This window comes from Mucilaginibacter achroorhodeus (assembly GCF_007846095.1).
GTDB classification, from domain to species: Bacteria; Bacteroidota; Bacteroidia; order Sphingobacteriales; family Sphingobacteriaceae; genus Mucilaginibacter; species Mucilaginibacter achroorhodeus.
In genome coordinates this window covers 334,201-359,233 of sequence record NZ_VOEI01000004.1, presented here as the reverse complement: position 1 = coordinate 359,233, position 25,033 = coordinate 334,201, and the positions used below count along the sequence as shown (strand labels likewise).

Genomic DNA, 25,033 nt, shown 5'->3' with positions numbered 1-25,033 from the left:
ACCTACTGGTTTAAAGGCGCATATGCCGATTTACGAATAACATCGGCAAATAACTTTACTGAGTACATGCGCGATTGATGATCAAATATGGGCGAAGTTGCCATTACCTCATCAACACCAGTCTCTTCAATAAAACTTCCCAGCTTATTTTTTATTGTCTCCGCACTGCCAACAAACGAGTAAGCCAGCATCTGCATTACGGCCTCCTCTTCGTACGGCGACCATATAGCATCCATGTCTTTTACGGGCGGTGGAAGCAACTGTCTGCGGCCTGTTACAACGCCTAAAAACATCTGTTTCATTGATGTTGCCAGGCGCTCGGCTTCCGGGTCGGTATCTGCAGCAATTACGTTAATGCACGAGATCACGTATGGTTCTTTTAGCTGGTCTGACGGTCGGAAATTATCCCGGTAGATCTTTATCGCTTCCCTGAAATAAGTGGGTGCAAAATGGCTGGCAAAAGCATAAGGTAAACCCATAGCTGCGGCAACTTTGGCACTGTCAGTACTTGAGCCCAGTACCCAGATAGGGATATCCAAGCCCTCGCCGGGATTGGCCCTTACCTTGCTGTTAGCATTATCAGCAGAGAAAAATGTTTGCAACCTTAAGATGTCTTTAGGGAAATTTTGTACCGCGTTAAAATTTTCGCCGCGGATAGCTAAAGCTGTAAGCTGATCGGTTCCGGGCGCTCGGCCGAGGCCAAGATCTATCCTGCCGGGATAGAGAGATTCCAGCGTACCAAATTGCTCGGCTACGATCAACGGCGCATGATTAGGTAACATGATACCGCCGGATCCTACACGGATCTTTGACGTACCGCCGGCAACATAGCCTATCAATATAGAGGTTGCAGAACTGGCCACACTGATCATGTTATGATGTTCGGCAAACCAATAGCGCGTATAGCCAACCTTTTCGGCTAACTGTGCAACCTCAAGACTTGATTTGAAACTGGTACCGGGTGTGCCACCCTGCACCACAGGTGCCAGATCAAGAATAGAATATTTTATGTCAGATAATTTTGTTGTACTCATAACTAATGTCCTGATAGCAATGTCTTAAACAGGTCTACCACAAATTTACGGTGAATAAAGCACCGTAAGACTGCTTTTGATGTTATATGACGTTGCGGGTACACTGGGACATAGTGGTGACAATGCGGGTTATGTTAATCAAAATCCATGGAGTATTTGATATCTTAGCAACATGATCAACAGCCCGGAGGGACAGCACATTTTAAACCGACTCAAAACTGAGCTGCCGGCGCATTTTCACTATCACAATATTGATCATACGCTGGATGTCTACAACGCTGCTGCCAGCATTGCCGAAAAAGAAAAGTTAAGTGAAATAGATAAGCGTTTATTGTTAGTTGCAGCTTTGTATCATGACAGCGGTTACCTTAACCAAATTAAAGATCACGAGAAAGCTTCATGCGATATAGCACGGGACGCTCTACCAAATTTCGGTTATACCAGTGAGGAGATAGACCGTATTTGTGCCACCATCATGGCAACGCAATTGCCTCAACAGCCCAAAGACTATTTGGAAGAAATAATTTGTGATGCTGACCTGGATTATTTAGGCCGCGAGGATTTCATTAGCACAGGTAATAAACTTTACCTGGAGATGAAAGCGTTAGGTGGCATAAGCGATAAAAAAGCCTGGGATGCATTGCAAATTACCTTTCTCACGCAGCACCGTTATTTCACCAAAGCATCTGTTGAAAACAAGGAGCCGAAAAAACAAGAAAATTTAAGAGCTTTACAAAACCAAACACCTATTGCCGAAATGAGTACAGCGCCAACTGCTAAATCAATCATTACCGACACAATTTACACAATTGCGGGTATCCTGTTCTGTGGTTTTGCCCTTAAAAGCTTTTTGATCCCCAATGCTTTTTTTGACGGTGGCGTAACTGGTATCTCTCTATTGATACACGAACTTTACCACGTTAACATAGCCTACGTAATTATTCTGGCTAATATACCCTTTATTGTTATGGGGATGTTCCAGGTGAATAAAACTTTTGCCATACGTACACTTTTGGCTATTATAGGCCTGGCCCTTTGTATCCTTTATATTCCTTATCCAGATAAAATCACATCCGATAAATTGCTGGTTTCTATATTCGGTGGCGTTTTTATGGGTACGGGTATCGGGCTGGCTATTCGTGGTGGTTGTGCCCTCGATGGTATTGAAGTATTGGCCCTTTACACGGGTAAGCGTATTAGTTTCACTATCAGTGAGATCATTTTAGGTATCAATATCATCATTTTCCTGATAGCGGCTTTTGAGGTTGGCTTTACCACCTCGTTATATTCTATTATCACCTATTTCACCGCATCGCGGATGATCAACTTTGTGATAGAAGGCTTGGAGGAATACACCGGCGTTACTATCATATCCGGCCAAAACCAGGCTATAAAGGAAATGCTGGTTATGCAGTTGGGCCGCGGCATCACCATTTATAAAGGTGAGCGTGGGTTTTTGAAAGAAAACTTTGATGTTCACCATCCCGTGGATATCGTGTTCACCGTTGTTACCCGCCTGGAGCTACGCCGACTTAAGGACATGGTGCACGATATCGATCCTAAGGCTTTTATCTTCACCAGTATCATTAAAGAAGCTGCTGGTGGTGTTTTAAAGAGAAGAGCGAGACACTAATGTTGAGGAATTCTAAAAGCTAAGATCTAAACTCTAAAGTCTAAGCGTAATTGCGACGTACGGGATAATTTTGACTTTTTAATTTCGCCTTTTGACTCAATACCCTATTCCACAACCTCATAAGTATTTACCGGCAAAGCCTTATTTTTTAGCATAAATTCCCCGTTTTCTTTGCAGTGGAAAGATTCCTTCGCCTTTTCATACACGGCTTCAGTGATGATGATCTGGCCGGCTTTGGCAATGCCTTGCAGGCGTTGGGCAAGATTTACAGAGTCGCCTATTACGGTATAATCAAGTCGTTTTAAGGATGCTGAACCAATATTACCAGATACCATCTCACCCGAGTTGATACCTACCGATATTTCGGGTTTAAAGATCTTACCGTTGCCCGCATCTATTTCAGGCTCGTTGGCTAATTGCTGCTTAACGGCTAAGGCAGTGTCAATTGCCCTATCTAAATGATATTCTCCACGAAATACGGCCATAATAGCATCACCCATAAATTTATCTACGTGGCCGCCTTGATTAATGATCTCCTTTACAATTTTATCGAACAAGCCGTTCAGCAAGTTTACCACGGTGTTTGCTGCAACGTGCTCAGTAATGGCAGTGAAGCCGCAAACATCTACGAACATTACAGTGGCCTCAAGCAACTCATTTTTCATGAGGCTGCTTTCAGCCTCCTTATGGGTCATAAAATTGAGCACGTTTTCATCTACGTACATCCTCAGGATGTTATTTTCCTTGATAGCTTTAAGGGTTTCCTGCAGCTGACGTACGTGCGTAATGGTCTTTTGCATGGTAAGGTCAAGATCATCAAAATCCACCGGCTTCATAATAAAATCAAACGCACCACGGTTCATGGCGGTGCGAATGTTTTGCATGTCGCCGTAGGCAGATACAACAACAGCCTTTAATGTAGGGTTAGCTTCCGGCAGGCGCGATAGCAGCGTTAAGCCGTCCATCACCGGCATATTGATGTCAGAAAGGATAATGTCCAGATCAGGGTGTTCTTTTATACGCTCAAGCGCTTCGGCCCCGTTCTGCGCAAAGATAAACTCGTATTCACTCTCCCTTATCTTGCGCCTAAACTTCTGTTTTACCAGTACTTCCAGGTCTGCTTCGTCATCTACTACCAGTATCTTAGCCATTACTCGCTAATTGTTTTTAGTTTTTCTTTTAACAAATTAAAATCAAGCGGTTTTGTAAGAAAATCATTCGCCCCTTTCTCCATTGCCTGCTTGTAATTTTCCTCATCGCCGTAGGCAGTAACCATCATCACAACCGGTGGAGGCGGCATAGGAAAATCTTCACGGATATGCCCCAACAATTCTATACCACTCATGCCTGGCATGTTGATATCCGAAAGAATTAGCACAACTTCAGAATGTTTCTCTTTCAGGTATTCAAGCGCTTCCTCGCCAGAGTGGGCAAAGTCAAGTTCTATTTCATTATTGCGGATCTCTTTCCTGAAACGCTGCAAAAACAACGGCTGCACATCCTCCTCGTCGTCTACTACTAATATCTTCATGCGAAAGTAACTATTGATTTAAAATAATTGCTGTTTAATCGAATTAATGAACTGCTGATCAAGATCAGGCAACTGGCAGTGTAATAATAAACTCCGAGCCTTCGCCCTCTTTACTGTTTATGTTGATAGTGCCTTTATGCGCCTTCACGATAATATCGTAGCTTAATGAAAGGCCTAAACCTGTACCCTCACCTGCCGGCTTGGTGGTAAAAAAGGGCTGCATGATCTTATCTTTAATAGCATCGGGTATACCAGTACCATTATCACGAACGATAATCTCTACATTGTTTCCAGGCAACACCTTTGTAGAGACCTCTACCTTCGGTTTAAAATCCCCACCTACCGATTTTTGTTTTTGATGCACCGCATAGAACGCGTTGGTGAACATGTTCAGCAATACGCGGCCAACATCCTGCGATACCATATTTACCAAAGGCAAGTGCTCATCAAAGTTGCTTACCAATTCAGCATTAAATGATTTGTCTTTTGCCCTTAAGCCATGATAGGCCAACCGGAAATATTCATCAGCAATGGTATTAAGGTTGGTTGGCTCCTTAATATTGCTGCTGGCACGACTATGTTGCAACATCCCCTTCACAATACCATCTGCCCGTTTACCATGGTGGCGTATCTTCTCCAGGTTTTGCTTAATGTCGGCAGCTATTGCATTCGCTTCTTCCATATCGCCTTTGGCAATTTCGGCTTCCATCTCGTCTATAAGTTCCATACTTACTTCCGAGAAATTATTTACAAAGTTCAGTGGATTTTGTATCTCGTGGGCGATGCCCGCAGTAAGTTCACCTAACGAAGCCAGTTTTTCCTGCTGGATCAATTGAGCTTGGGTTGCTTTAAGCTCTTTTACAGTTTCTTCGAGCGCATTGCGTTGGCTGGTAATTTCTGCAGTACGCTCAGCAACCATAGCTTCCAGTTCATTTTTACGAAGGTTGATCCGGGCAATTTCATCCAATTGCTTTTTGGATGTAGCTATTTTCACATAGATGTAACCGAAGGCTACGGCGTAAGCACACTGAAAGAAATCATCATATTTATCATAAAAACTTTCGCTTATAAGATAAACCAGTTCAACTATAGGAGCTACAACGACCAAAGGATAGTGCGCCCTCAGGAGAACACCATAAGGTTTAAATATTGGTTCTTTATGAAGATAATATAATACTCCGGCTAAAGAAAACGCTCCAATAATGCCAGCTACTTCATCATTTATGCCGCTACTGCCAAGAATAATCATCAGGCCGAGCGCGCCCCAACCTATGAGGTTTAACTTTAAATTCCATTTATAAAAATAATCTGTAAACTTCAACGACTTACGAAGCCGTATCATTAATAAGAAAATAGCAATAAATGGAAAAGCGTACATAGTGCGGTTTAAATTTAACCTAAGGTAAACATTTATTTATACCCAATTACCTAATGTTTAAATCTAACGAAGCATTTCCATGCAGATGTAAGAAATGCACGATCACCTGCAGAACAATATTGCCATAAACGCCTGCCAGCACATCATCCATCATTACTCCCGTACCACCTTTTAAGGCTTCCATTTTACGGATACCCAAAGGCTTTAAAATATCGAAGAAGCGGAACAATACAAAGCCTATCAACAAGTAATAAATATTGGCAGGAACAAACAGCATGGTCACCATCATACCCGCTACCTCATCTATCACCACGCGATAACTGTCCTTACCCCAAAAAGGCTCTACCTTGTTGCCTACATTTATACCTAAAAGCGTAACAATAAGGGTTGCCAATACCAGCCATATAGGGTTTACCGCCCAGGACTGCAGCCATAACAGGTAAATGAACGGGCAGGTGACCAAAGCGGCCAACGTACCGCCGCCTTTGACGTAACCAATGCCAAAAATAGATGCAATTAGCTTGTTCATCCAATTACTTTTTACCGGTTACATGCTCAGCTTCCTCGGCAACCTCAGGCTCTTTTAAACTCTTTTTAGGGAAGTTAAAAAAGACAGAAGTGAGCACCGGAATAACAAATACCGCTACCGTGAAGATCGACACTGCGGCATCAGCTATTTCACTCTCCAGGAACTTACCTACTGTAGATTCCGGATAAAAATGTATATATAACGATGCCGTTAACTTGATACCTAAAACACCTATAACGATAAAGGCTATGGTTTCCAGGAAGCTGAATTTTTCCATCAGTTTCACAAACGCCTGTGCTACAAAACGCATAGCCAGTATACCTATAAACACCCCTGTGTAGATCAAAAATTTATGATCTGTGAAAGCTACGGCTGCGAAAACATTGTCAATCGAGAAAGCTAAGTCCATTAACTCTACAAGCGCCACGGTTGCCCAAAAATTGCCTATTAAACCAACGGTTGATTTGTACAGCCAGTTCTTGTTCTTGTCAACAGATTCTTCGCCTTCATCCTCTGTATTATTCTTCTTAGAGGCCTTGCCTTTAAAATAATCAAAGGCCAGGTAAAGCAGGTACAAGCCACCCAACGGTTTTAACCACCAGATCTCTACCAGCCATGCGGCTAAAAACAAACACAAACCACGCAGCACATAAGCTCCGATAATACCATAGCGCAAAGCCCGTGCGCGTTGCTCTTTCGGCAGATCGAGCACCATGGTAGCCAGCACAGCGGCATTATCTACCGATAAAAGGCTTTCGATAACAATTAGGTTAAGAATGATAAGCAGGCCGGCTTTTATATCGTCGCCAAGCAGCGTGTGTAAAATATCCATTTGGGGGTTTAAATAATGTCTGTGTTTAACATAGTTTTCAAAATATTAGCCTGAACGTCAAAAGCATTAATATGCTCAAGGAAATTCACGTCAGCTATTTTTTTATAATTATCTGCCAGCAAGGCTGCGATGTTATCCGGCAGGTTGGTTTTTATTAAACCAGCCTTGCCTGTTAGCTGTATGTTTTTATCACGAAGCTCGCGCATCATCCGTTCACGTTTGCATACAGTGTTTTTCAGATCGAGGTTACCCAGTTTGGACACATCGCAAAAGAGCAACACATTGTTTAATGGCGAAAATATAAAATGCTTGTTCACATCAGCAAACTTATACACCTCCAGTACCAGGTCATTGGCACGCAGGCCGCAGTAAAACTCTATCTTAAAGTCATACTTGCAAAGCGTGCCCATTAGTTTACGCCCGATGGTTGCATACTCGTTGCTGTAAACCTCTGCGGATGTGTAAGCCAGCAGATCATAAACCAGATCTGTTGATACGTTAAAAAAGTAATCGGCAGAATAGTGTAAACTGAATTTGTTGATATTGCCTGTAAACGGATAATCTGATAGATTATCAGACAATACTTGGAACAACTTCCGTAACGACTGGCTCATCTTTAGCGCCTGCCTTTGCTTATCATTTACAAATGTATGTTCGGTATAAGCCGAATCTTCCATTTGCTCGATAAGCTGGTTATTGAGGGCAACCTCGTCGAGCAGCAGGTCGGCATTAGCCTCATTGCCTTTTTTTATTGTTTTCAGCAGGTCTATCAGGCTTTGCGTAAACTGGAGATGAAACATATCCAGTTGGTTAATGTCAAGTTCGGGGTTGGTTTGAAAAAGCTGGTGAAGCACTTGCGTGCGCAGGTAAATCTTATAAATGATATCGTTATTAAAAAAAACCGAAAGAAGGTGTAATTTGCTGATTATCCGGGTAGACGCATTTAATATATTTAACCTGTTCTCATCCATATTTACGTTAACGTGTATTCGTCACGTTCTTCTTCAGCTCGGTCTCTAAATTCTGCAGTTCAGTATTCAGCACCTTCCTGTTTTGTGTACCCTCATCATGGATACGTTTAACCTCGTTAAGGGTTTCGATCAATGATGATGTTGTGCGTTTCAGCGTATCTAATGAAACCACGGTTTTCTCATTTTCCCTTGCTACATCAATACTGTTCTGCTTCAACAACTCAGCGTTTTTCTGCAAAATGGTATTGGTGGTGTCCGATACCTTTTTCTGCATCTCCACATTGGCCTTTTGCCTGTTTAGCGCAACTGCTAAGGTAAGCTGATTTTTCCAAACGGGGATAGTGGTTGATACAATTGACTGCGCTTTTTCGGCAATAGTGGTATTGTTGTTTTGCACCACGCGGATCTGTGCTAAAGACTGCAGCATAATAAAACGCACAACCTTAAGATCGGCCAGACGTTTATCCAAGCGGTTAACGTAATCGCGAAGATCGGCAATTTCGTAATCCTGATATCCTGACGGATTGCCATCCATAACTGCCAGTTTCTCATTCAACTCGTTATATTTCAACTGACCGGCTATGATCAGTTCTTCCATTTGCTTAATGTAATCCACATTGTTATCAAACATGGTTTGCAACGATGCATTATCTTTCAACGAGTTTACCCTGCCGGCCTTTATTTTATTGACGATCTTATCTACGTTGTTCACCACAAGGTCATACTTGGCGAAGATCTTTTTTGTATCCATTACCAAAGTGCGGATCAGCGGGATACGCGATAATACTCGGACGAAAGCATTTTGGTCAAGCTCATCAACATCAATGTAGTTCAATTCGTGCAGCAGATCGGTTATCAGCGTGCCTACTTCGCCGGCGTCAAATGTGCGTACTGATGACAGGAAGCTATTGCTATAACGCTCCATGTTCTGCTGAAGATCTGAGCCATAATTCAGGATAGAATTTACATCAGACGGATTTAAGTCTTTGCTTTTCTCGCCGTATTTGGCAACTTCTGCAGTAGTAATGTTGGATAGATCAACATTACCATCTTTATCTAATTTAACCGGAGTAGCTGCATTACCCGGCGCGGGTGTTGGCGCAGGGTTAGTAAGTTCAGCTCCGTCGTTAATTGAGTTGGTTTCCATGGTTGTTTTGGGTTTAGGCCTCACCCTTCCCTCTCCAAAGGAGAGGGTTGTCAAACTCTTTTGTAAAGTCCTCTCCTTTGGAGAGGATTTAGGTGAGGCATTTTTATTTTCTTTACAAAAAATTTCGCATTACAGTATTTACGGTTTCTTCCAGTTTGCGGTCTTTGGTTGGTTCGCCAAGAGCATTGAACTTCCATTCGCCGTTCTTTTGGTAGAAGATACCCATTACCATTGACACATGGCCTTTAAAGGTTGCATCATGGGCAATGTCATATTTTGCAAACACTTCGTTAACGCGTTTAGGCGTGCCTTCATAAATGCGGATAGAAGCGAACGGAATGGTACCAAAATCATGACCACGGAAGCTATTTAATACAAAGGCTACGTGTTTTACAGCCGGGTCTAAAGCGCCCAGGTCGACCGTAATTACCTCATTATCCAAACCGTCATCACCCCCCATGTCGCCGGTGAGGTCATCACCGCTATGGCGGATTGCGCCGTCTTTTGACTTTAGGTGACCAAAGTAAACCACATCTATCAGTTTCTTATTTTCATCAAACAGTGCGCAACTGGCGTCAAGGTCAACTGCTTCTTTTGTTGAGCCAAAACCAAACAGACCTTTCTTTTCAATAGCGCCCCAGTTAATGCCTACACAAACGTTTTGCAGTTTGTTGCCATTCTCTTTTTCTAACGATATACGCTGACCTTTTTGCAAGTTAATTGCCATAATATTATGTTTTAAGGTATTAGTTATATTTGTTTAAGTAATCCTGCAGGCCACCTTTCATGCCTGCGCCAACTGCTTCAAATTTCCATTTGCCATCGCGTTTGTAGATGCGGCCAAATTCAACTGCAGTCTCTATCGAAAAGTCTTCTTCCAATTCATATTTCAGAATATCGGCATTGGTAACCGGGTCAAAAATACGAACGAACGAGTTACGCACTTGCCCAAAATTCTGCCTGCGGCTCTCGGCCTCGTGGATGGTTACCACAATGCAGATCTCGGTAACGCGGGAATCAATTTTAGTTAGATCTATTTTGATCTGCTCATCATCACCGTCACCGGCGCCCGTAAGGTTATCGCCTGTGTGCTCAACGGCTTCATCAGGGCTTTTTAAGTTGTTATAAAAAACAAAATACTCATCGGCTATCAACTTCTTATTGTCGCCCATGATAAATACAGATGCATCTAAGTCGAAAGCCGAGCCTGTTGACGACGCATTGGTGTCCCAGCCCAGGCCTATAGTGAATTTGGGAGCGTCAATAGCTTCGCGCTGCCCCTTTTGCAGATTAATTGCCATATTGTACGAGTTTATAATTATCTAAAAGTAAAAGTTTTTTTATAAAGCCAAGGTTTTGCTGATAGGCTTCAATAGTATGATAGCCATTGCCTAAAGCCATGTTGTACAACTCATCCAAAAACGCTGTCGATTGGTCTTCAATAAATACCCTGAACTTGTCATGCTCGTAGTTGAGGATATACTTAACCAACCTTGTGTTGATGCAAAAACTGCTATCGTTAATGATCTTGTGCAGGTCAAATATTGACTTTACCTGGTGGTAGTTGAGGTAGTTCTCAATATTAGGGTGGATATTGCTGTTCACCAGTTCGGCAAAGTAAAGCATGTAGATGTCATTCTTTAAGCCGTAAGCATCCACCATTTTCATGATCATACGCTCGTGGCTACCCGTGATGCGGATATCATCCAGAAAAATCAATGTCTTGCCTTCCAGAAAAGCCTTATCTATATGAAAGCTATCATTGCCTATCAACTTCATCCGTTGCTCTGCATCCAGCTCGCCGTAATCTTCTTTATAGGTGATGGTGCGGTGTACTTTGGTTTCCTGAACAACGGGTAAGTCATTCTCTGCCAGCCAGTGGTTGAGTGTGTATACAAACCAGTTCTTCATGGCAAAAGTAGCCGTTGGGATAAACGAATACGGACTGGAGATCACCACCAACTGTTTTATATTTTCGGCTCGCGCCAGATGCTCTTCAATAAAACCGTTGGCCAGCGCCACGCCAAAATCGCGCGATACCGTGCCATCGCCAAACTTAAAGCGACTGTAATCTGCCGCCTCGAAACCGAAATGAGTTTCGCTATTGATATGGTGTAATGAATAGGTTAATGCTTTCATAGGTGTGAGATATATTAGCCAACAAGACTCAAAATTGTTTGCTGATTGGAATTGATCAATGCTGCTTTTAAACCCATTGCTTCGGCTGCGGCCACATCATTCTTGGGGTTATCACCAACATGCAAAATACCGCTGCGCGGGATGTCTTTACCCATATTACAGATGTCGATATTCTTTAGCATAACCTCAAAAAATTCAGGGTTGGGTTTTGACATGCCTGCCTCATCAGAGTAAAGCTGAAAATCAAAAAAAGTATCCAGTTGGTAAAGTGCAAGCACCTTACGCAATGTTTTACCGGTGATGTATCCTGTGTTGCTCAACAAACTAAAAGTTGCTCCGCTTTTTTCTTTTAGAGTTTTCAGGGCTTCAAATGTTACATCGCTATATAATTGTGAGGGATATTTGAAAAGCAACGCTTCCATATCGTTATGCAGTTGCTGATAATCCACTTCATCAATATCAAGTCTATCGCCATTGATCAGGTGGATAACCATCAGATACATCTCGTCGGCATCGATATTTTTACCGCTCTTCTCGTTCACGGCATTGCACATCAAGTCAACCTGCCGAAATATTGTTGCTATCTCGTCAACAGACTTATCTGCCTTATTAAAATGTTGGTGGAAATATTTAGCGCGCTCGGGCTTAAACCTTGGGTCTGATTTTATGAGCGTTAACCACAAGTCGAACGAATAGTGCTGAAAATAAGGCATTAGATTTAATAGGTGTCAGTAAAAAGCCTTTTTACAGGCTTAACAAGACCCCAAGATATAAAATAATGCTTATTAGCTTAATAACTTAGAATGAAATTTATATTAATAGCTTACCTGCTACTTAACACGTTGCGGTATGTTGTAATGGAGCGGATAATAGATTGCACTATGGCCGTTTGCCCCTCATCAGAGTTCAGATATTCTTCTTCATCAGGGTTATTGATAAAACCGGTTTCTATTAATACGGACGGCATAGCGCTGTTAGCCAGTACGTAAACACCCTGCTCGCGTACACCTAATGCAGCACGCCCGTCAGTATCGGTGAACTCCCGCATCAGGTAATCGCCAAACATAATGCTTTGTTTGCGGTATTTTTTAGTAAAGGCATCCAGGATAATTGCATTAGCAGGGTCGCTGTCATCAAGTGCCTGGTAATTTTGCTGGTAGTTCTTTTCTTCAAAAATAGAGGCGTTCTCGCGCATGGCTTCTGCCTGCTCTTTGGCACGATGCAAACCATAAACCAGCACCATTACCCCGCTTTGCTTGTGCGCGCGATAAGCTGTGCCCTCTGCAGATGAGTTACAATGGATGGAAATAAAAAGGTTACCTTTTGACTGATTGGCAATAGTCGATCGCCGGCGAAGTTCGATAAAAGTATCATCGCTTCGCGTAAGTACAGTAGTGAGATCTGGCAGTTGAGCATGGATTGCAGCGTCCAGCTTTTTGGCGATGGAAAGCGTGACGTTCTTTTCAAAAGAATACTGTCCGCGGGCGCCGGCATCCTTACCACCGTGGCCAGCATCAATGATAATGTTCTTAATTTTATAACCTCCCGTAACAATAGTATCTGCAGGGGTAAAAGAACAAAACAGGATATATAAACATAAAACGCTGACACCACAGATCAGCCTCGTGTATTTTTGTCGCATTAGATTAATCAGGAATACAAATTTATCAGCCACACTATCAAACTGCAAACGCAAATAAAAGTTTGCTATTGTTGATTTTGACGACGAGATTGTAAAAGGGATTAATAAAAGAAATCTCCGTATTGCATTAATTAATGGTAGCAGCGCTTTTTTTACTGCATTTGGGACACAAACCCGATGCATAAAGCGTAAAGCTATCGGCCTTAAAGCCTTCCGGTAAATTTAAACGTGGCATGTGCAGATCATCAAGGCAGTAAACGTTTTTACAATTGGTACAGTTAAAATGCAGGTGCTCATCATGATGATGATTTTCGCCACAATCTGCGTGGCAAACGGCATAATTGGCTGTACCGTTTAAATCGAAAACCTTATGGATGATGCCTTTTTCTTCAAACACATTAAGGATACGGTAAAGAGTAACGCGGTCAATATCACTCATCACACTCTCCAGATCGGGCTGCGAAGTAGCCGTGTTTTTTGAATACATCATAGAAAGCACCCGTAAACGCGCACCGGTTTTTTTTAGATGGTGCTTGTCCAGCAGTTCCTCAAAACGAAAATTCTTAGTCTGTGCCATTTCTCCAAATTTAGGTAAAATTCAGTTAAGCAGCTTGCTTATTATCGTGTTTGTGTGAGTGTTTAAGGTGCAGGAAGCTGTTGCCGGCATTGCATGTACCGGCCAGTTTGTAGTTAATAAAATGTGCGGTGGCTATCAATAAGCCGCCAACGGGCACTACTACGGCTTCAACCCAGTTGTGTATTAACAAATGACCGCCAATAACAAGTATAAAACCCAAAACCAACATTGCTAAAGGCAAAGCGTTGCGATGGTTCTTGTACTCCCCACCTATAGACCATACGCCTATAAACAGCGCAAACAGTATCATGCTCCACTCCACCCATGGGTTAGCCAAAAACTCCAACCCTAACAAAGGCAAACTGGTAAAAAACACCGGCACCGCCGCACAATGTATAGCACAAAGTGTAGAGGCGGTCATACCAATATTGTCCAGCTTTAAGGCTTTACGGGGTGATAACATGCTACAAAGATAAATATAAATGCAACATTATTACATTTAGATTTGTTTAGATTTTGTCAGGAATGGATACTCTCGTTATCTACAGTGTAATTTCGAACGAACTACGCCGTAGAAAGATCTTCTATATACTATACTTACACCTGCTAATGTAAATGTAGAAGATTTCTCGTCGCCCCCAAGCTTTACCCTACCCTTCTGCTCGCTCGAAGTGACATGGTGGTTTAGCTTCTTTCTTCCTCACCTTCTTTCGCGCAGCGAAGATAGGGTCGCGCACGAAGTGCCGCGGGGTGAGTAAAAAATCATCTTAATCCCAAAATCAATAAAATCAGCGGTCAGCTTTTTGTACATTTAGCTGCCAATTATTTTTTCATGAAGAAGTTTTTATTACTGCTATTAGCCATCCCGGTTTTTGCAAAGGCCCAGCAGCGGCCTACAAATCAAAATCTGTTTGATACCATACCCTTTATTCCCGACCATACTACCGATAGGTTAAAAATATTTGCTGCCCAGCCGGTAAAAAAGGCTAACGTCATATTCTTTGGCGATAGCATTACCGAGATGGGTAACTGGGGAAGTCTCACCGGCGATACAACCACCGTTAATCGTGGGATCGGTGGCGATATTACCTTCGGGGCACTAAAACGCTTGGATGATATCATTGCACGCCAGCCCAATAAGCTATTCATCTTGTTTGGCATTAATGATATCGGTAAAGATATCCCGGATGCGGTTATTGCTGATAACTATTTTAAGATCATTAAACGCGTACACGCTAAAAGCCCCCAAACACATATTTACGTGCAGAGTACATTGCCGGTAAATCCTACCCACGCTAATTTCCCGCAGCACTATGATAAGGGCGCTCATGTATCGGTTGTTAATAACCTGCTGAAAGCGAAAGCAAAAGAACTTAATTTTACATGGGTTAATTTAGCACCGCTTTTTACCGATAAAAACGGGTTGCTTGATAACCGTTATACGCTTGAAGGTTTGCACCTTAATCAGGATGCCTACAAGGTTTGGGTGGCATATCTCAAAAAAATGAACTATTTATAACATCTTACTTATGAACAGAACTAAAGTAGCCATCATTGGCGCAGGCTTTATCTCAGACATTCACCTGGAATCGTACCACCGCTTTGTGCCGGAGGCCGAGGTTGTAGCCGTTTATGCCCGTAACCTGGATAAAGCTAAGGCCTTTGCCGAGAAATATCATATCGCAACCTGGTTCAATGATGTTGACCAGCTACTGGCCGAAACCGATGCCGAAGTGATCGACATTTGCGTACCCAATTACCTGCACGCCGAGGTTTGCATTAAAGCAGCAAAAGCCAAAAAGCATATCATTATAGAAAAACCATTGGCCGTTACCATTGAACAAGCCGATGAAATGATAGCGGTTTGCAAAGAGAATAACGTAAAACTGATGTATGCAGAAGAGCTTTGCTTTGCGCCGAAATACGAGCGTGCCCGCAGTTTGGTTACTGAGGGTGCCGTTGGCGAAGTGTACATGCTAAAGCAAGCCGAGAAACACTCCGGCCCGCATACTGATTGGTTTTATGATATTGACCTGGCCGGCGGTGGTGTACTAATGGATATGGGTTGCCACGCTTTAGGCTGGTTTCGCTGGGTGTTGAATTATGCCAGGGTGAAAGATGTTTACGCCACCATGAGTACCGTTTTACATAAAGGCCGCACAAAAGGCGAAGACAATGCGGTAGTGATAGTGGAGTTTGAGAACGGCGTTACCTGCGTTGCGGAAAGCAGCTGGGCCAAGCATGGCGGCATGGACGACCGTTGCGAAATATACGGCACCGGCGGTGTGGTATATGCCGATCTTTTTATGGGTAATTCTGCGCTTACATACAGCAAAGATGGCTATGGTTATGCCATGGAAAAAGTGGATAGTTCTGCCGGTTGGACATTTACCATCTTTGAGGAAGCATTTAACCAGGGTTACCCGCAGGAGTTGAAACACTTTATCGAGTGCGTTCGGAAAGACAAAACCCCTATTGTTACCGGCGAGGATGGCCGAGCAGTGCTGGAAATTATTTATGCAGCTTATGCATCTGCCGGATTAGGGAAAAAGGTAGCGTTGCCCTACTATGCCAAAGTAGAAAAGCCGATAGATCTTTGGTTAAACCCTAAACATGACTAACAAAAAATGAAAGTTAAAGTATATAGCAATTACGACGAAATGTCAAAAGCAGCAGCCGAACTGGTTGCGACGCAATTGGCAGTAAAACCGGATTCGGTATTAGTTTTTCCTTCAGGCGATTCTCCAACAGGAACCCTAAATTATTTGGTTAGCTGGGCTAATGATGGCCGCATAGATCTGACGAAAGCTTCTATCGTTGGCCTTGACGAATGGGTAGGCATGGATGAGAATGATAAAGGAAGCTGCAAATACTATCTCAAAAATACTTTTTTCGATAAGCTAAACACGAAGCTTACCAATGTCACCTTATTTAACGCCAAAGCTGATGACCTTGAAGCCGAGTGTGATCGTATAAATGGCTTTATCGCTTCCAAAGGCGGTATTGATGTGATGATGGTGGGTATAGGTATGAACGGCCACCTTGGTTTAAATGAGCCCGGCACACCATTTAACCTCTACGCACACCGTTCAGAACTGGATCCGGTAACTGTTGAGGTTGGTCAGAAATATTTCGATAAAGCCACGCCTTTAACCGGTGGCATTACATTGGGCTTACAGCACCTGGCAGAAGCCGGCAAAGCCATATTAATTGCCTCGGGCGCTAAAAAAGCTGATATTATTGCCAAAAGCCTGCAAGGCGAAGTAAGTACAGCTGTGCCCGCATCTATCCTGCAAACACTGGATAACGCGGTTGTTTTGTTGGATGAGGAAGTGGCAACTAAGTTGATAAAAGTATAAGGACCATTTCATTGCGAGGTACGAAGCAATCTCAAAGGCGGTTCTTCGTTAGGAAAGGCAGTGAGTGGTATGATTGTTAGTGGATGTTACTTTCTTTTTCCGCAAAAGAAAGTAACCAAAGAAAACTCGCGACCACGGCAACGCGCTACAATGGCTATGCTTTAGCAATGCCTGTGCTACCGCACGTTACACTATGTCGCCTTATTCGGTTACGTTCTGTCCGTGCATTTCTTTTATCCCGCGTCAGCAAAAAGGCTTCGGGCGAAAGCGACCAAAGCAATTTTGGCCTTGTGCGTTTATAAGTATAAGGGCATAGCAATACTTGCTTGGAGCACAGCCCATGTAAATTCGGCGTGACGTAATTAGTACTTCTTGATTTTTAATCGCATCTTTAGTTACCAATTATAAACTACAAAATGCTTACTGATACGCCTGAAAATACTGCGGCAACTTCTGCTGCGCAAACTTTCGATGCTATAGTTATTGGATCCGGAATTAGTGGTGGATGGGCTGCAAAAGAACTTTGCGAAAAAGGCCTCAAAACGCTGGTGTTAGAACGCGGCAGGGATGTTAAACACATTAAGGATTATCCTACTGCTACGAAAGCGCCATGGGAGTTTCCATACCGCGGCCGGGTAAGTTTGAAACAGCTTAAAGAAAATCCATTGATCACCAAAGCTGCCGGCTATGGCGACGATTGCGACCACTTTTTCATCAAAGATGCAGACCATCCTTATGTACAGGAAAAGCCCTTTGACTGGATCCGTGGGTACCAGGTTGGAGGTAAGTCGCTTACTTGGGGCCGCGCTACGCAACGCTGGAGCGATTTTGAATTTACCGCCCCACATCGTTTTGGGTACGGTATTGAGTGGCCTATCGGCTACAAAGATGTAGACCCATGGTATTCTCACGTTGAAAAATTCATTGGAATCTGCGGAAATAAAGACGGCTTAGAGGCAATGCCTGATGGTGAATTTTTACCACCGTTTGAAATGAGTGCGCCGCTAAAATTTATGCGAGACAACATCAAGCAAAACTTTAACAGGCATTTGGTGCATGCCCGTTGGGCGCATCTAACCGAGCCTAAACAGATCCACCTGGATCAGGGCCGGGGTAAGTGCCAGGCGCGTAATATGTGTATGCGTGGCTGTCCTTTTGGCGGTTATTTCAGTTCGGTAAGCTCTACCCTGCCCTGGGCGGCCAAAACCGGGAATTTAACTATACGTCCGCACTCTGTTGTTCATTCTATTATTTATGACGAGCAAACAGGCAAAGCATCTGGTGTAAGGGTGATAGATGCCCAAACCAAAGAGACCATTGACTTCAAAGCAAAGGTGATATTTATGAACGCCTCAGCACTGAATACTAATCTCATCCTCCTTAATTCAAAGTCAAAACGTTTTCCCAATGGGTTAGGTAACGATAATGGGTTGTTGGGCAAATATGTTGCATTTCATAATTACCGTGCATCGGTAAGCGGCACTCTGGACGGTTATGAGGATAAATACTATTTCGGCCGCAATCCTACCGACCTGATATTAGTGAATTACAAAAACCTACATAAACGCGAGACGGATTATTACGGCGGCTATACTACCTTCCTGAATGCCTATCGCGATCAGCATGCAAAAGATATCCCGGGTGAACACATTGGCTCCGCTTATAAAGACAACCTGTCTGAACCCGGCGGCTGGCATGTATTCGCTTATCTACAGGGCGAAACTGTACCCGTCGAAGAAAATCACGTTCGTTTAAGCGATACCGAAAAAGACCAGTGGGGTATTCCGCTATTGGTTACTTCAGTCGCCTACCACCCTAACGATGATAAAATGACGGATGATTTCCTAAAAGAGACAGCCGCGATGTTCGAGAAAGCCGGCGTAAAAAACATCGAAACAAATAACAACAAGCAGGCACCAGGCCTGGATATTCACGAGATGGGTGGCGTACGCATGGGTAAAGATCCCAAAACCTCACTGCTAAACCAATGGAACCAGTTGCACCTTTGCCAAAACGTTTTTGTTACCGATGGGGCCTGTATGACCAGTACCGGTAATCAAAGTCCTTCAATTTTATACATGGCATTAACAGCACGCGCAACTAACTATGCTGCAGAGCAGGTTAAAGCAGGTAAACTTTAAAATCTATCTCACATGAAAAAATTAGCCTACTTATCAATTGCAATAATGGCATTGGCTGCCTGTCAATCCGCAGATAAGAAAACCGCAGGTGATACAACAGTAGAGGTCAAAGCAGACACCACCAAAACCGCATTTGAGCCTTTACTTACCGATAGCACCATGAGCAACTGGCACACCTACGGTAAAACGGGCGTGGGAAAAGCGTGGCAGCTAAAAGGTGGCGTGTTGCACCTTGATGCTTCTAAAAAAGCTGATTGGCAAACCAACGGCGGCGGCGACATTATCACCAATGAAGAGTATGAGAACTTTGACCTTAAGGTAGAATGGAAAATATCGCGTGCGGGTAACAGCGGTATCATGTTTTACGTGCATGAAGATACTACCAAATACAAATATCCATGGCAAACCGGCCCGGAAACACAAATAGCTGACAATAAAGAAAATGAGGACGGCAAACTGATCAAGCATCGTGCAGGCGATCTGTACGATCTGATGTCGATTTCAAAAGAGGTAGTTAAACCAGCGGGCGAATGGAACAAAACCGAAGTGATAGCCAATGATGGCAAACTGGAAATCCTGGTTAACGATGAGAAAGTATTATCTACCAACATGTGGGATGACAATTGGAAGAAGATGATAGCGGCAAGCAAATTTAAGGAATGGCCGGGTTTCGGCACCTTCAAGAAAGGCCATATCGCGTTACAAGACCACGGCGCAGATGTTTGGTTCAGAAATGTTGAGATCAAAAAACTATAAGATCAGGGCTTTTATGGAATGTTTGTGACAGCCGTCACATTTTTGGCAACTACTAATCCTTAACTTTGGTGCATGCAAGGCAAGGAGGATATTTTATCGCTTATAGATATCAAACTTTTGGTTGATACCTTTTACGAGCGGATCCAAAAAGATGATCTGTTAGAGCTCATTTTTAACGAGCGGATAAAAGATAACTGGCCCGAGCATTTGGATAAGATGTACCGCTTTTGGCAAACCGTTCTGCTGGAAGAATACACTTATGGCGGTCGCCCATTCCCGCCTCACGCGCAGTTGCCTATCGATGAAAAGCACTTTAACCAATGGCTGGCTCTATTTACAAGAACAGTTGATGAACTATTTAGCGGCGATAAAGCCGCGGAAGCCAAATGGCGCGCTAATAAAATGGCTACGATGTTTCAAAGTAAACTTGCTTATCTGAGGAATAATCCTTTTAATATTGTGTAAAACGAAGCCCGCTCCGGCTCTCGTTTCCCCGCTCTACAAACACAAATAACATCTACTCACATCGTCTCTATTTCATCCGGATGGCGAGGCTGCCAGATGGCATAATAAAATGCCAGGCAAAAAACACCAAGCAGAAATGGGATCAAGGCTAAATGCTTATAAGTGAACCATCCGCTAATGGTAATGTGATCAAAACCCATAAACTCGCTTATCATCCAGTAAGAGTTAGCACTTATCCAAAAGGTAATAGCCAGGTTATGGCAAAGTTCAGACATCAGCTCTCTTGTGCGCCAGGCTATCAAGATGGATATCACCAACGTAGGGACAATCATAATAATACCAAGCGGCTTCCATATCATACACCAGCCAATATCCTTAAAAAGCCAGAACACGATATGGAGGTTCTCCATCTTACGGTACTTGAGCGGAATGACGTATTGTGACATGCTTATTGATATTGAAGGGATATTAAAATTTATGATCAAGGGCTGTGTACCAATTATTTGCGTCGTACTGGTAATTCAATATTTCCGGCACGTTCATGCTTTCCACTATTTTCCATCTATCAAGTTTTAAAATAAAACCTGGCAATGCTAAACCGCCTTGCTCAGCAGCTTGGGTATAGAAATCTGCACGGGTTGGGTGATGCGGGGCAACCGCATTAAAGGTACACTCGTAGGCATTTTTGCTAATGATGGTTTTAGTAATGCCTATACAATCATCTAAATGTATCAGATTTACAGGTGCCAATCCGTTGGCAACCCCCTGCTTGCCTGCAAAGAACCTTCCGGGATGCCGGCCTGGCCCTACCAGCCCGCCGAAACGGATGACGGTTGTTTTAAAGCTAATTCGCTGCTGGAACAGTGCCTCTGCATTTAATAGAATTTTGCCGGATTCGGTATCGGGATCCGGGGGTATATCCTCGTTTACCATCTTGTTCATATCAGCATAAACACCTGTGGAGCTGATCAGGATAACTTTGCTTATTTGATGTTTAATGATGCTCTCCACTACCTTCTCCATTTTAGCTAAGTACTCCTGCCCTTCCCCGGACCGGGTTTTAGGCGGGATAGCAATTATTAAAATATCGGTATCAAAAAACTCATCGGGAAAGGTAGATTGATCAGTCGATAGATCCAACACGAAGGGCTTAATACCTGCGTTAGCCAATTGTTCAACTTTATTGGCAGATGTGGTACTGCCTTTAATTTTGTACCCGTCGTTGACCAGAGCCTTTGCAAGTGGCAACCCGTACCAACCGCATCCTAAAATACTTATTGTCATAATAGCGGCTTAAAGATAATACAAATGCAAACAATATATTTGCCCTATGGATACGCCGCAAACTTTACCTGTACTAAACGACACAGAACTGAGGGTATTAGGCTCGCTAATGGAAAAAAGCAAGATAACGCCCGATTATTACCCCATGACCATCAACGGCTTAACTGCAGCCTGCAACCAAAAAACTGCACGCAAGCCTGTAGTAGAGTATGACGAACAAACCGTTGCTTTGGCTTTAGACACATTGAAACGTAAAGGCCTGGTATCTACCGCTACTGGTGGCTCAAGTAGGGTAATTAAGTACAAACATAATTTTGGTATCGTTTTCCCGGTTGTCCCATCAGAAGTGGCTGTTATCTGTTTGCTTATCCTTCGCGGACCGCAAACACCCGGCGAGATCAATACCAATTCTGGACGTTTGTATGAGTTTGAAAATCTGGATGAAGTAACGGAAATGCTGGAGAAATTAGCCGGAGGCGACCTCCCGTTTATAGAGCAGATGCCAAAACGACCGGGGCAAAAGGAAGTGCGTTACCGACACCTTTTAGGCGGATCCGTTCCTGAAGATGATGCATTCGACGAGCCTCAGCGCCGCACATCGAACAACGATCTCGAAGAACGCTTAAGTAAGCTGGAAACTGATTTCGCCGAACTGAAAGAAGCCTTTGATAAATCAATGAAGGAACTATCTTAAACGGAAGTTTCACTACCGCTCAATTTACGCTCGATCCTTCTATCAGGAATCAACCAAATAAGCGCAACCGCACCATACAGGCCAGCCGCCCACCATGGATGGACGAATGACAATGCGATAGCCACTCCGTATATGCCTACGGATAGTTTACCTTTCATATCACTGCCCATGGCATGTGCCAGTAATGATTCCTCACCATGATGTTTGATAAGCAAACGCACCAATATGCTGTAAGCCACGCCGCACATAATAAGTACAATGCCGTAGCATATTACCGGGACCTGTGCAAAGTGGTTTTCGCCCATCCAATCTGTAACAAACGGAACAAGTGACAACCAAAACAACAGGAAAAGATTAGCCCATAAGATGCCACCGGTCACTGATTTTGTTGCGTGTAAAAGATGGTGATGGTTGTTCCAATAAATACCAACATACACAAAACTAAGAACGTAGCTTAGAAACACTGGCGATAAATGTATCAGATCGCTCCACTCCGCGTGATGCGGCACCTTAAGTTCAAGCACCATAATGGTGATGATAATAGCAAAAACGCCATCGCTAAATGCCTCTAAACGACCTTTACCCATACTGTGATCAATTGAAGTTAAATATACGTTTAGGCAGAGTGCTTTGCAAAGGCAAAAAACTCTAAAGCGTTACCGCTATGCCGAACACATCTTTAAGCGCTTTTTTGGCGGCATTATAACCGCACATGCCATGCACCCCTCCACCCGGAGGTGTTGAGGCAGAGCAGATGTATAATCCTTTCTCAGAAGTTCTGTAGGGCGACAAACGTATGGCAGGCCGTGTAAACAACTGACCAAGATCGATAACTCCCCCATTAATATCACCGCCAATATAGTTGGGATTGTATTCTTCCAGTTCGACAGTGTTGAAGGTATGCTTAGCAAGGATGGTATCCCTAAAGCCCGGCGCATAGCGCTCTATCTGCTTCTCAATTGCGTCCGTCATATTTTTGGTTGAGCCGTTGGGAACGTGGCAATAGGCCCAGGCGGTGTGCTTGCCGTCGGGGGCGCGGGTATTATCGAATAGGCTTTGTTGGGCCAGCAATACGAAGGGTTTATCGGGATGTTTGCCGTTCCAGGTTTGCTGCTCGGCGTCACGTATCTCGTTAAGCGTGTTGCCGAGGTGTACCGTTCCGGCCTTAAGGCAGGCTTCAGGAATAAATGGAATTTGTTCACTTAAGGCAAAATCAACTTTAAAAGCACCCATACCATAACGATATCGCTTAAGTTGCCATTTATATAGCGCGGAAAATTTATGCCCGGCTATCTGCAGTAATTGCTTCGGTGTTACATCAAATAATACAGCATGCGCTGAGGGTAGTTGGTCTAAAGATGTAATGTAAGTATTGGTCTCTATCTTACCGCCTATCGAAGTAAAATATCCTGCCAAGGCATCAGCTATACTTTGTGATCCACCCTTAGGTAGCGGCCAGCCTTGCAAATGCCCGGTGGCCATTAGCACAAGTGTTATGGCAGCAGTAGCCGCGTTGGTTAGCGGTTGCATGCTATGAGCGGCCATGCCGGCCAATAATGCTTTAGCTTGTTTAGTTTTAAATTGCTTTGCCAGCATAGTGACCGGTTTAAGCGCATCTAACCCGAAAGACGCCAATGCCAGCGGATGCTTAGGCATGTGCAACGGACCAAGTACATCAGCATCTATCAGTGGCCAGTTCTTAGTCACAGGCTTCACGAGCTTTAAATAGGCATTTTCATCAGCTCCCAATTGCTTGGCTGTACGCTCGATATCGCGACATAAAATTGCTGTGTTGTGTTGCTCCAGCGGGTGAGCGGCATCTATCTCCGGGTAGATATATTCCAGCCCATGATCTGCCAAAGGCAGCGTTTTAAAAAAAGGGGAGGCGACTGCAAGCGGATGGATCGCAGAGCATACATCGTGCTTAAAGCCCGGCAACGTAAGCTCTTTTGTACGCAGGCCGCCACCAATGGTGTCCTTCGCTTCGAGCAGTAATACCGATAACCCTTGCTGCTGCATCAGTATGGCAGCCGCAAGGCCGTTCGGGCCACTGCCCACTACAATTGCATCGTAATCGCGTTTCTCAAGCGCCATAGGCTGTTGTTATCAATAGTCGGAGTAAGCGGTAGGATAAAGAAAAATAATGTCTGCCTTTGATACATTGTTCTTATACTGAGCATCACTTATCAGCCCTTTCCATTGCGCATCTGCATCAAAAGCTTTCCAATGCTCGTCCCTACTTTGTTTATCATCAAATGTTGTTAAATACATCAGGTTAGGCATTCTACTGCCTGCAATAACACTGCCGTAAAAAACCGGATTAAAGCCTAAGCGCTCAAAAATGTCTGTTTCGCCACTGTTGAACATCTTTACTTTGTTATGGTGGTAAGCTTCTGTTGGGCTTTCGTAACTGCGCAGTTCATACACCCGTTTTGAACGTTCTCCGGTTAATTTGGGCAACATCAAATGCGGGCGTGTAATAAACGGACTAAGCAAAATAGTTTCGATACGCGAGTACGGTGCGTTGTTATACGCTGCGGTAACGTATTCATTGTTATCAGTCGATGAAATAGCAGGTTTACTTGCAGATACATTTTCCGGCTCAACATCCTTCCATGAAGCATACGGCACCAGTATGTAAATCTTCCTGTCAGCAGTGTCTGTTTCAACAGGCTTAAAGATGCCGATATTTTTAATGCCCTTTTTGTGCATCACCGGTAGAAAGCTCTTTTGCAGATAAGCATCGAGTACCGCTTCTTGCTGAGGCGACTTATAGTGATATATCTTTATCTGGTAGTAATCGCCTTTGATGGTTTGGGCTTGTGACGGCTTGCTAACAACCATAAAAACGATGAGTGATAGAAAGCACAACAAACGCTGTGATATAGATTGAATGTTATACATAAAATTGTGGTTATGCT

28 protein-coding genes are annotated in these 25,033 nt (G+C 43.6%); 8 read left to right on the top strand and 20 right to left on the bottom strand.

Features of this window, described 5'->3' with window-relative positions; all coding sequences use genetic code 11:
- Positions 1-2: 2 nt before the first annotated feature.
- The gene (locus FPZ42_RS13405) at positions 3-1,034 is read right to left on the bottom strand and encodes an LLM class flavin-dependent oxidoreductase (RefSeq protein ID WP_146272151.1); all 1,032 of its coding nucleotides are present in this window, start codon (positions 1,032-1,034) and stop codon (positions 3-5) included.
- 172 nt (positions 1,035-1,206) lie between these two features.
- On the opposite strand from FPZ42_RS13405, the gene FPZ42_RS13400 reads away from it, so the two are divergent.
- The gene (locus FPZ42_RS13400) at positions 1,207-2,667 is read left to right on the top strand and encodes a YitT family protein (protein ID WP_146272150.1); all 1,461 of its coding nucleotides are present in this window, start codon (positions 1,207-1,209) and stop codon (positions 2,665-2,667) included.
- A gap of 104 nt (positions 2,668-2,771) precedes the next feature.
- Here FPZ42_RS13400 and FPZ42_RS13395 read toward each other — a convergent pair whose 3' ends face one another.
- The 14 genes from FPZ42_RS13395 to FPZ42_RS13330 form a co-directional block, all read right to left on the bottom strand.
- Positions 2,772-3,818, bottom strand: coding sequence for an adenylate/guanylate cyclase domain-containing protein (locus FPZ42_RS13395; protein WP_146272149.1), 1,047 nt, complete (start codon positions 3,816-3,818; stop codon positions 2,772-2,774).
- Positions 3,818-4,198, bottom strand: a complete 381-nt coding sequence (locus FPZ42_RS13390) for a response regulator (protein WP_146272148.1) — start codon at positions 4,196-4,198, stop codon at positions 3,818-3,820. The genes FPZ42_RS13395 and FPZ42_RS13390 overlap by 1 nt, the downstream gene beginning before the upstream one ends.
- A 64-nt stretch (positions 4,199-4,262) precedes the next feature.
- Complete coding sequence (locus FPZ42_RS13385) at positions 4,263-5,540, bottom strand: sensor histidine kinase (RefSeq protein ID WP_261382291.1); 1,278 nt, start codon at positions 5,538-5,540, stop codon at positions 4,263-4,265.
- Positions 5,541-5,622: 82 nt separating this feature from the next.
- Complete coding sequence (locus FPZ42_RS13380; RefSeq protein ID WP_146272146.1) at positions 5,623-6,105, bottom strand: phosphatidylglycerophosphatase A family protein; 483 nt, start codon at positions 6,103-6,105, stop codon at positions 5,623-5,625.
- 4 nt (positions 6,106-6,109) lie between these two features.
- Positions 6,110-6,937: a TerC family protein gene (locus FPZ42_RS13375; RefSeq protein WP_146272145.1), complete on the bottom strand. Its 828-nt coding sequence runs from the start codon at positions 6,935-6,937 to the stop codon at positions 6,110-6,112.
- 8 nt (positions 6,938-6,945) lie between these two features.
- Positions 6,946-7,908 carry a hypothetical protein gene (locus FPZ42_RS13370; protein ID WP_146272144.1) on the bottom strand — a complete coding sequence of 321 codons (963 nt, stop codon included), beginning with the start codon at positions 7,906-7,908 and terminating at the stop codon, positions 6,946-6,948.
- Positions 7,909-7,915: 7 nt separating this feature from the next.
- Complete coding sequence (locus tag FPZ42_RS13365) at positions 7,916-9,055, bottom strand: toxic anion resistance protein (protein ID WP_146272143.1); 1,140 nt, start codon at positions 9,053-9,055, stop codon at positions 7,916-7,918.
- Positions 9,056-9,167: 112 nt separating this feature from the next.
- Positions 9,168-9,782 carry a TerD family protein gene (locus FPZ42_RS13360; RefSeq protein ID WP_146272142.1) on the bottom strand — a complete coding sequence of 205 codons (615 nt, stop codon included), beginning with the start codon at positions 9,780-9,782 and terminating at the stop codon, positions 9,168-9,170.
- Positions 9,783-9,801: 19 nt separating this feature from the next.
- On the bottom strand, positions 9,802-10,356 hold the full coding sequence (locus FPZ42_RS13355; RefSeq protein ID WP_146272141.1) for a TerD family protein: 555 nt from the start codon (positions 10,354-10,356) through the stop codon (positions 9,802-9,804).
- Positions 10,346-11,194 (bottom strand): phosphoribosyltransferase family protein, encoded by an 849-nt coding sequence (locus FPZ42_RS13350; protein ID WP_146272140.1) that lies wholly within the window; start codon positions 11,192-11,194, stop codon positions 10,346-10,348. Before FPZ42_RS13350 ends, FPZ42_RS13355 begins: the two co-directional genes overlap by 11 nt.
- A gap of 14 nt (positions 11,195-11,208) precedes the next feature.
- The gene (locus tag FPZ42_RS13345) at positions 11,209-11,907 is read right to left on the bottom strand and encodes an HAD family hydrolase (protein ID WP_146272139.1); all 699 of its coding nucleotides are present in this window, start codon (positions 11,905-11,907) and stop codon (positions 11,209-11,211) included.
- A 110-nt stretch (positions 11,908-12,017) separates the two neighbouring features.
- The gene (locus FPZ42_RS13340) at positions 12,018-12,836 is read right to left on the bottom strand and encodes an N-acetylmuramoyl-L-alanine amidase family protein (RefSeq protein ID WP_186458769.1); all 819 of its coding nucleotides are present in this window, start codon (positions 12,834-12,836) and stop codon (positions 12,018-12,020) included.
- A gap of 127 nt (positions 12,837-12,963) precedes the next feature.
- Positions 12,964-13,413: a Fur family transcriptional regulator gene (locus tag FPZ42_RS13335; RefSeq protein WP_146272137.1), complete on the bottom strand. Its 450-nt coding sequence runs from the start codon at positions 13,411-13,413 to the stop codon at positions 12,964-12,966.
- A gap of 25 nt (positions 13,414-13,438) precedes the next feature.
- Positions 13,439-13,876, bottom strand: a complete 438-nt coding sequence (locus tag FPZ42_RS13330; RefSeq protein WP_146272136.1) for a MerC domain-containing protein — start codon at positions 13,874-13,876, stop codon at positions 13,439-13,441.
- A 369-nt stretch (positions 13,877-14,245) separates the two neighbouring features.
- On the opposite strand from FPZ42_RS13330, the gene FPZ42_RS13325 reads away from it, so the two are divergent.
- From FPZ42_RS13325 to FPZ42_RS13300, 6 genes are all read left to right on the top strand, one after another.
- A complete protein-coding gene (locus FPZ42_RS13325) occupies positions 14,246-14,932 on the top strand; it encodes a GDSL-type esterase/lipase family protein (protein ID WP_146272135.1) in 687 nt (228 codons plus the stop codon).
- 10 nt (positions 14,933-14,942) lie between these two features.
- A complete protein-coding gene (locus tag FPZ42_RS13320; protein WP_146272134.1) occupies positions 14,943-16,034 on the top strand; it encodes a Gfo/Idh/MocA family protein in 1,092 nt (363 codons plus the stop codon).
- A gap of 6 nt (positions 16,035-16,040) precedes the next feature.
- On the top strand, positions 16,041-16,772 hold the full coding sequence (locus tag FPZ42_RS13315) for a 6-phosphogluconolactonase (RefSeq protein WP_146272133.1): 732 nt from the start codon (positions 16,041-16,043) through the stop codon (positions 16,770-16,772).
- Positions 16,773-17,188: 416 nt separating this feature from the next.
- Entirely contained in the window at positions 17,189-18,913 is a 1,725-nt protein-coding gene (locus FPZ42_RS13310; RefSeq protein WP_146272132.1) for a GMC oxidoreductase, read from the top strand.
- Between the two features lie 12 nt (positions 18,914-18,925).
- A complete protein-coding gene (locus FPZ42_RS13305) occupies positions 18,926-19,669 on the top strand; it encodes a 3-keto-disaccharide hydrolase (protein ID WP_146272131.1) in 744 nt (247 codons plus the stop codon).
- A 72-nt stretch (positions 19,670-19,741) separates the two neighbouring features.
- Positions 19,742-20,134, top strand: coding sequence for a group III truncated hemoglobin (locus tag FPZ42_RS13300; protein ID WP_146272130.1), 393 nt, complete (start codon positions 19,742-19,744; stop codon positions 20,132-20,134).
- Between the two features lie 56 nt (positions 20,135-20,190).
- Here FPZ42_RS13300 and FPZ42_RS13295 read toward each other — a convergent pair whose 3' ends face one another.
- On the bottom strand, positions 20,191-20,580 hold the full coding sequence (locus FPZ42_RS13295; RefSeq protein ID WP_222431581.1) for a hypothetical protein: 390 nt from the start codon (positions 20,578-20,580) through the stop codon (positions 20,191-20,193).
- 22 nt (positions 20,581-20,602) lie between these two features.
- A complete protein-coding gene (locus FPZ42_RS13290) occupies positions 20,603-21,418 on the bottom strand; it encodes an SDR family oxidoreductase (RefSeq protein ID WP_146272129.1) in 816 nt (271 codons plus the stop codon).
- Between the two features lie 46 nt (positions 21,419-21,464).
- On the opposite strand from FPZ42_RS13290, the gene FPZ42_RS13285 reads away from it, so the two are divergent.
- Entirely contained in the window at positions 21,465-22,112 is a 648-nt protein-coding gene (locus FPZ42_RS13285; protein WP_146272128.1) for a YceH family protein, read from the top strand.
- On the opposite strand, the gene FPZ42_RS13280 is transcribed toward FPZ42_RS13285, so the two are convergent.
- From FPZ42_RS13280 to FPZ42_RS13270, 3 genes are all read right to left on the bottom strand, one after another.
- Positions 22,109-22,699 carry a TMEM175 family protein gene (locus tag FPZ42_RS13280; RefSeq protein WP_146272127.1) on the bottom strand — a complete coding sequence of 197 codons (591 nt, stop codon included), beginning with the start codon at positions 22,697-22,699 and terminating at the stop codon, positions 22,109-22,111. The two genes, FPZ42_RS13285 and FPZ42_RS13280, sit on opposite strands and share 4 nt — an antisense overlap.
- 61 nt (positions 22,700-22,760) lie before the next feature.
- The gene (locus tag FPZ42_RS13275) at positions 22,761-24,206 is read right to left on the bottom strand and encodes a phytoene desaturase family protein (protein WP_146272126.1); all 1,446 of its coding nucleotides are present in this window, start codon (positions 24,204-24,206) and stop codon (positions 22,761-22,763) included.
- 12 nt (positions 24,207-24,218) lie between these two features.
- A complete protein-coding gene (locus FPZ42_RS13270) occupies positions 24,219-25,016 on the bottom strand; it encodes an NIPSNAP family protein (RefSeq protein WP_146272125.1) in 798 nt (265 codons plus the stop codon).
- Between the last annotated feature and the right edge of the window lie 17 nt (positions 25,017-25,033).

Excerpts from the sequence above, each read along its gene's own strand:
- FPZ42_RS13315 (WP_146272133.1), top strand. The coding sequence starts at position 16,041 with ATGAAAGTTAAAGTATATAGCAATTACGACGAAATGTCAAAAGCAGCA.
- FPZ42_RS13360 (WP_146272142.1), bottom strand. The coding sequence starts at position 9,782 with ATGGCAATTAACTTGCAAAAAGGTCAGCGTATATCGTTAGAAAAAGAG.
- FPZ42_RS13380 (WP_146272146.1), bottom strand. The coding sequence starts at position 6,105 with ATGAACAAGCTAATTGCATCTATTTTTGGCATTGGTTACGTCAAAGGC.
- FPZ42_RS13405 (WP_146272151.1), bottom strand. The coding sequence starts at position 1,034 with ATGAGTACAACAAAATTATCTGACATAAAATATTCTATTCTTGATCTG.
- FPZ42_RS13385 (WP_261382291.1), bottom strand. The coding sequence starts at position 5,540 with ATGATACGGCTTCGTAAGTCGTTGAAGTTTACAGATTATTTTTATAAA.
- FPZ42_RS13305 (WP_146272131.1), top strand. The coding sequence starts at position 18,926 with ATGAAAAAATTAGCCTACTTATCAATTGCAATAATGGCATTGGCTGCC.
- FPZ42_RS13370 (WP_146272144.1), bottom strand. The coding sequence starts at position 7,908 with ATGGATGAGAACAGGTTAAATATATTAAATGCGTCTACCCGGATAATC.
- FPZ42_RS13320 (WP_146272134.1), top strand. The coding sequence starts at position 14,943 with ATGAACAGAACTAAAGTAGCCATCATTGGCGCAGGCTTTATCTCAGAC.
- FPZ42_RS13390 (WP_146272148.1), bottom strand. The coding sequence starts at position 4,198 with ATGAAGATATTAGTAGTAGACGACGAGGAGGATGTGCAGCCGTTGTTT.
- FPZ42_RS13310 (WP_146272132.1), top strand. The coding sequence starts at position 17,189 with ATGCTTACTGATACGCCTGAAAATACTGCGGCAACTTCTGCTGCGCAA.
- FPZ42_RS13340 (WP_186458769.1), bottom strand. The coding sequence starts at position 12,836 with ATGCGACAAAAATACACGAGGCTGATCTGTGGTGTCAGCGTTTTATGT.
- FPZ42_RS13270 (WP_146272125.1), bottom strand. The coding sequence starts at position 25,016 with ATGTATAACATTCAATCTATATCACAGCGTTTGTTGTGCTTTCTATCA.
- FPZ42_RS13355 (WP_146272141.1), bottom strand. The coding sequence starts at position 10,356 with ATGGCAATTAATCTGCAAAAGGGGCAGCGCGAAGCTATTGACGCTCCC.
- FPZ42_RS13330 (WP_146272136.1), bottom strand. The coding sequence starts at position 13,876 with ATGTTATCACCCCGTAAAGCCTTAAAGCTGGACAATATTGGTATGACC.
- FPZ42_RS13290 (WP_146272129.1), bottom strand. The coding sequence starts at position 21,418 with ATGACAATAAGTATTTTAGGATGCGGTTGGTACGGGTTGCCACTTGCA.
- FPZ42_RS13365 (WP_146272143.1), bottom strand. The coding sequence starts at position 9,055 with ATGGAAACCAACTCAATTAACGACGGAGCTGAACTTACTAACCCTGCG.
- FPZ42_RS13280 (WP_146272127.1), bottom strand. The coding sequence starts at position 22,699 with ATGGGTAAAGGTCGTTTAGAGGCATTTAGCGATGGCGTTTTTGCTATT.
- FPZ42_RS13400 (WP_146272150.1), top strand. The coding sequence starts at position 1,207 with ATGATCAACAGCCCGGAGGGACAGCACATTTTAAACCGACTCAAAACT.
- FPZ42_RS13345 (WP_146272139.1), bottom strand. The coding sequence starts at position 11,907 with ATGCCTTATTTTCAGCACTATTCGTTCGACTTGTGGTTAACGCTCATA.
- FPZ42_RS13295 (WP_222431581.1), bottom strand. The coding sequence starts at position 20,580 with ATGTCACAATACGTCATTCCGCTCAAGTACCGTAAGATGGAGAACCTC.
- FPZ42_RS13395 (WP_146272149.1), bottom strand. The coding sequence starts at position 3,818 with ATGGCTAAGATACTGGTAGTAGATGACGAAGCAGACCTGGAAGTACTG.
- FPZ42_RS13335 (WP_146272137.1), bottom strand. The coding sequence starts at position 13,413 with ATGGCACAGACTAAGAATTTTCGTTTTGAGGAACTGCTGGACAAGCAC.
- FPZ42_RS13375 (WP_146272145.1), bottom strand. The coding sequence starts at position 6,937 with ATGGATATTTTACACACGCTGCTTGGCGACGATATAAAAGCCGGCCTG.
- FPZ42_RS13275 (WP_146272126.1), bottom strand. The coding sequence starts at position 24,206 with ATGGCGCTTGAGAAACGCGATTACGATGCAATTGTAGTGGGCAGTGGC.
- FPZ42_RS13350 (WP_146272140.1), bottom strand. The coding sequence starts at position 11,194 with ATGAAAGCATTAACCTATTCATTACACCATATCAATAGCGAAACTCAT.
- FPZ42_RS13285 (WP_146272128.1), top strand. The coding sequence starts at position 21,465 with ATGGATACGCCGCAAACTTTACCTGTACTAAACGACACAGAACTGAGG.
- FPZ42_RS13300 (WP_146272130.1), top strand. The coding sequence starts at position 19,742 with ATGCAAGGCAAGGAGGATATTTTATCGCTTATAGATATCAAACTTTTG.
- FPZ42_RS13325 (WP_146272135.1), top strand. The coding sequence starts at position 14,246 with ATGAAGAAGTTTTTATTACTGCTATTAGCCATCCCGGTTTTTGCAAAG.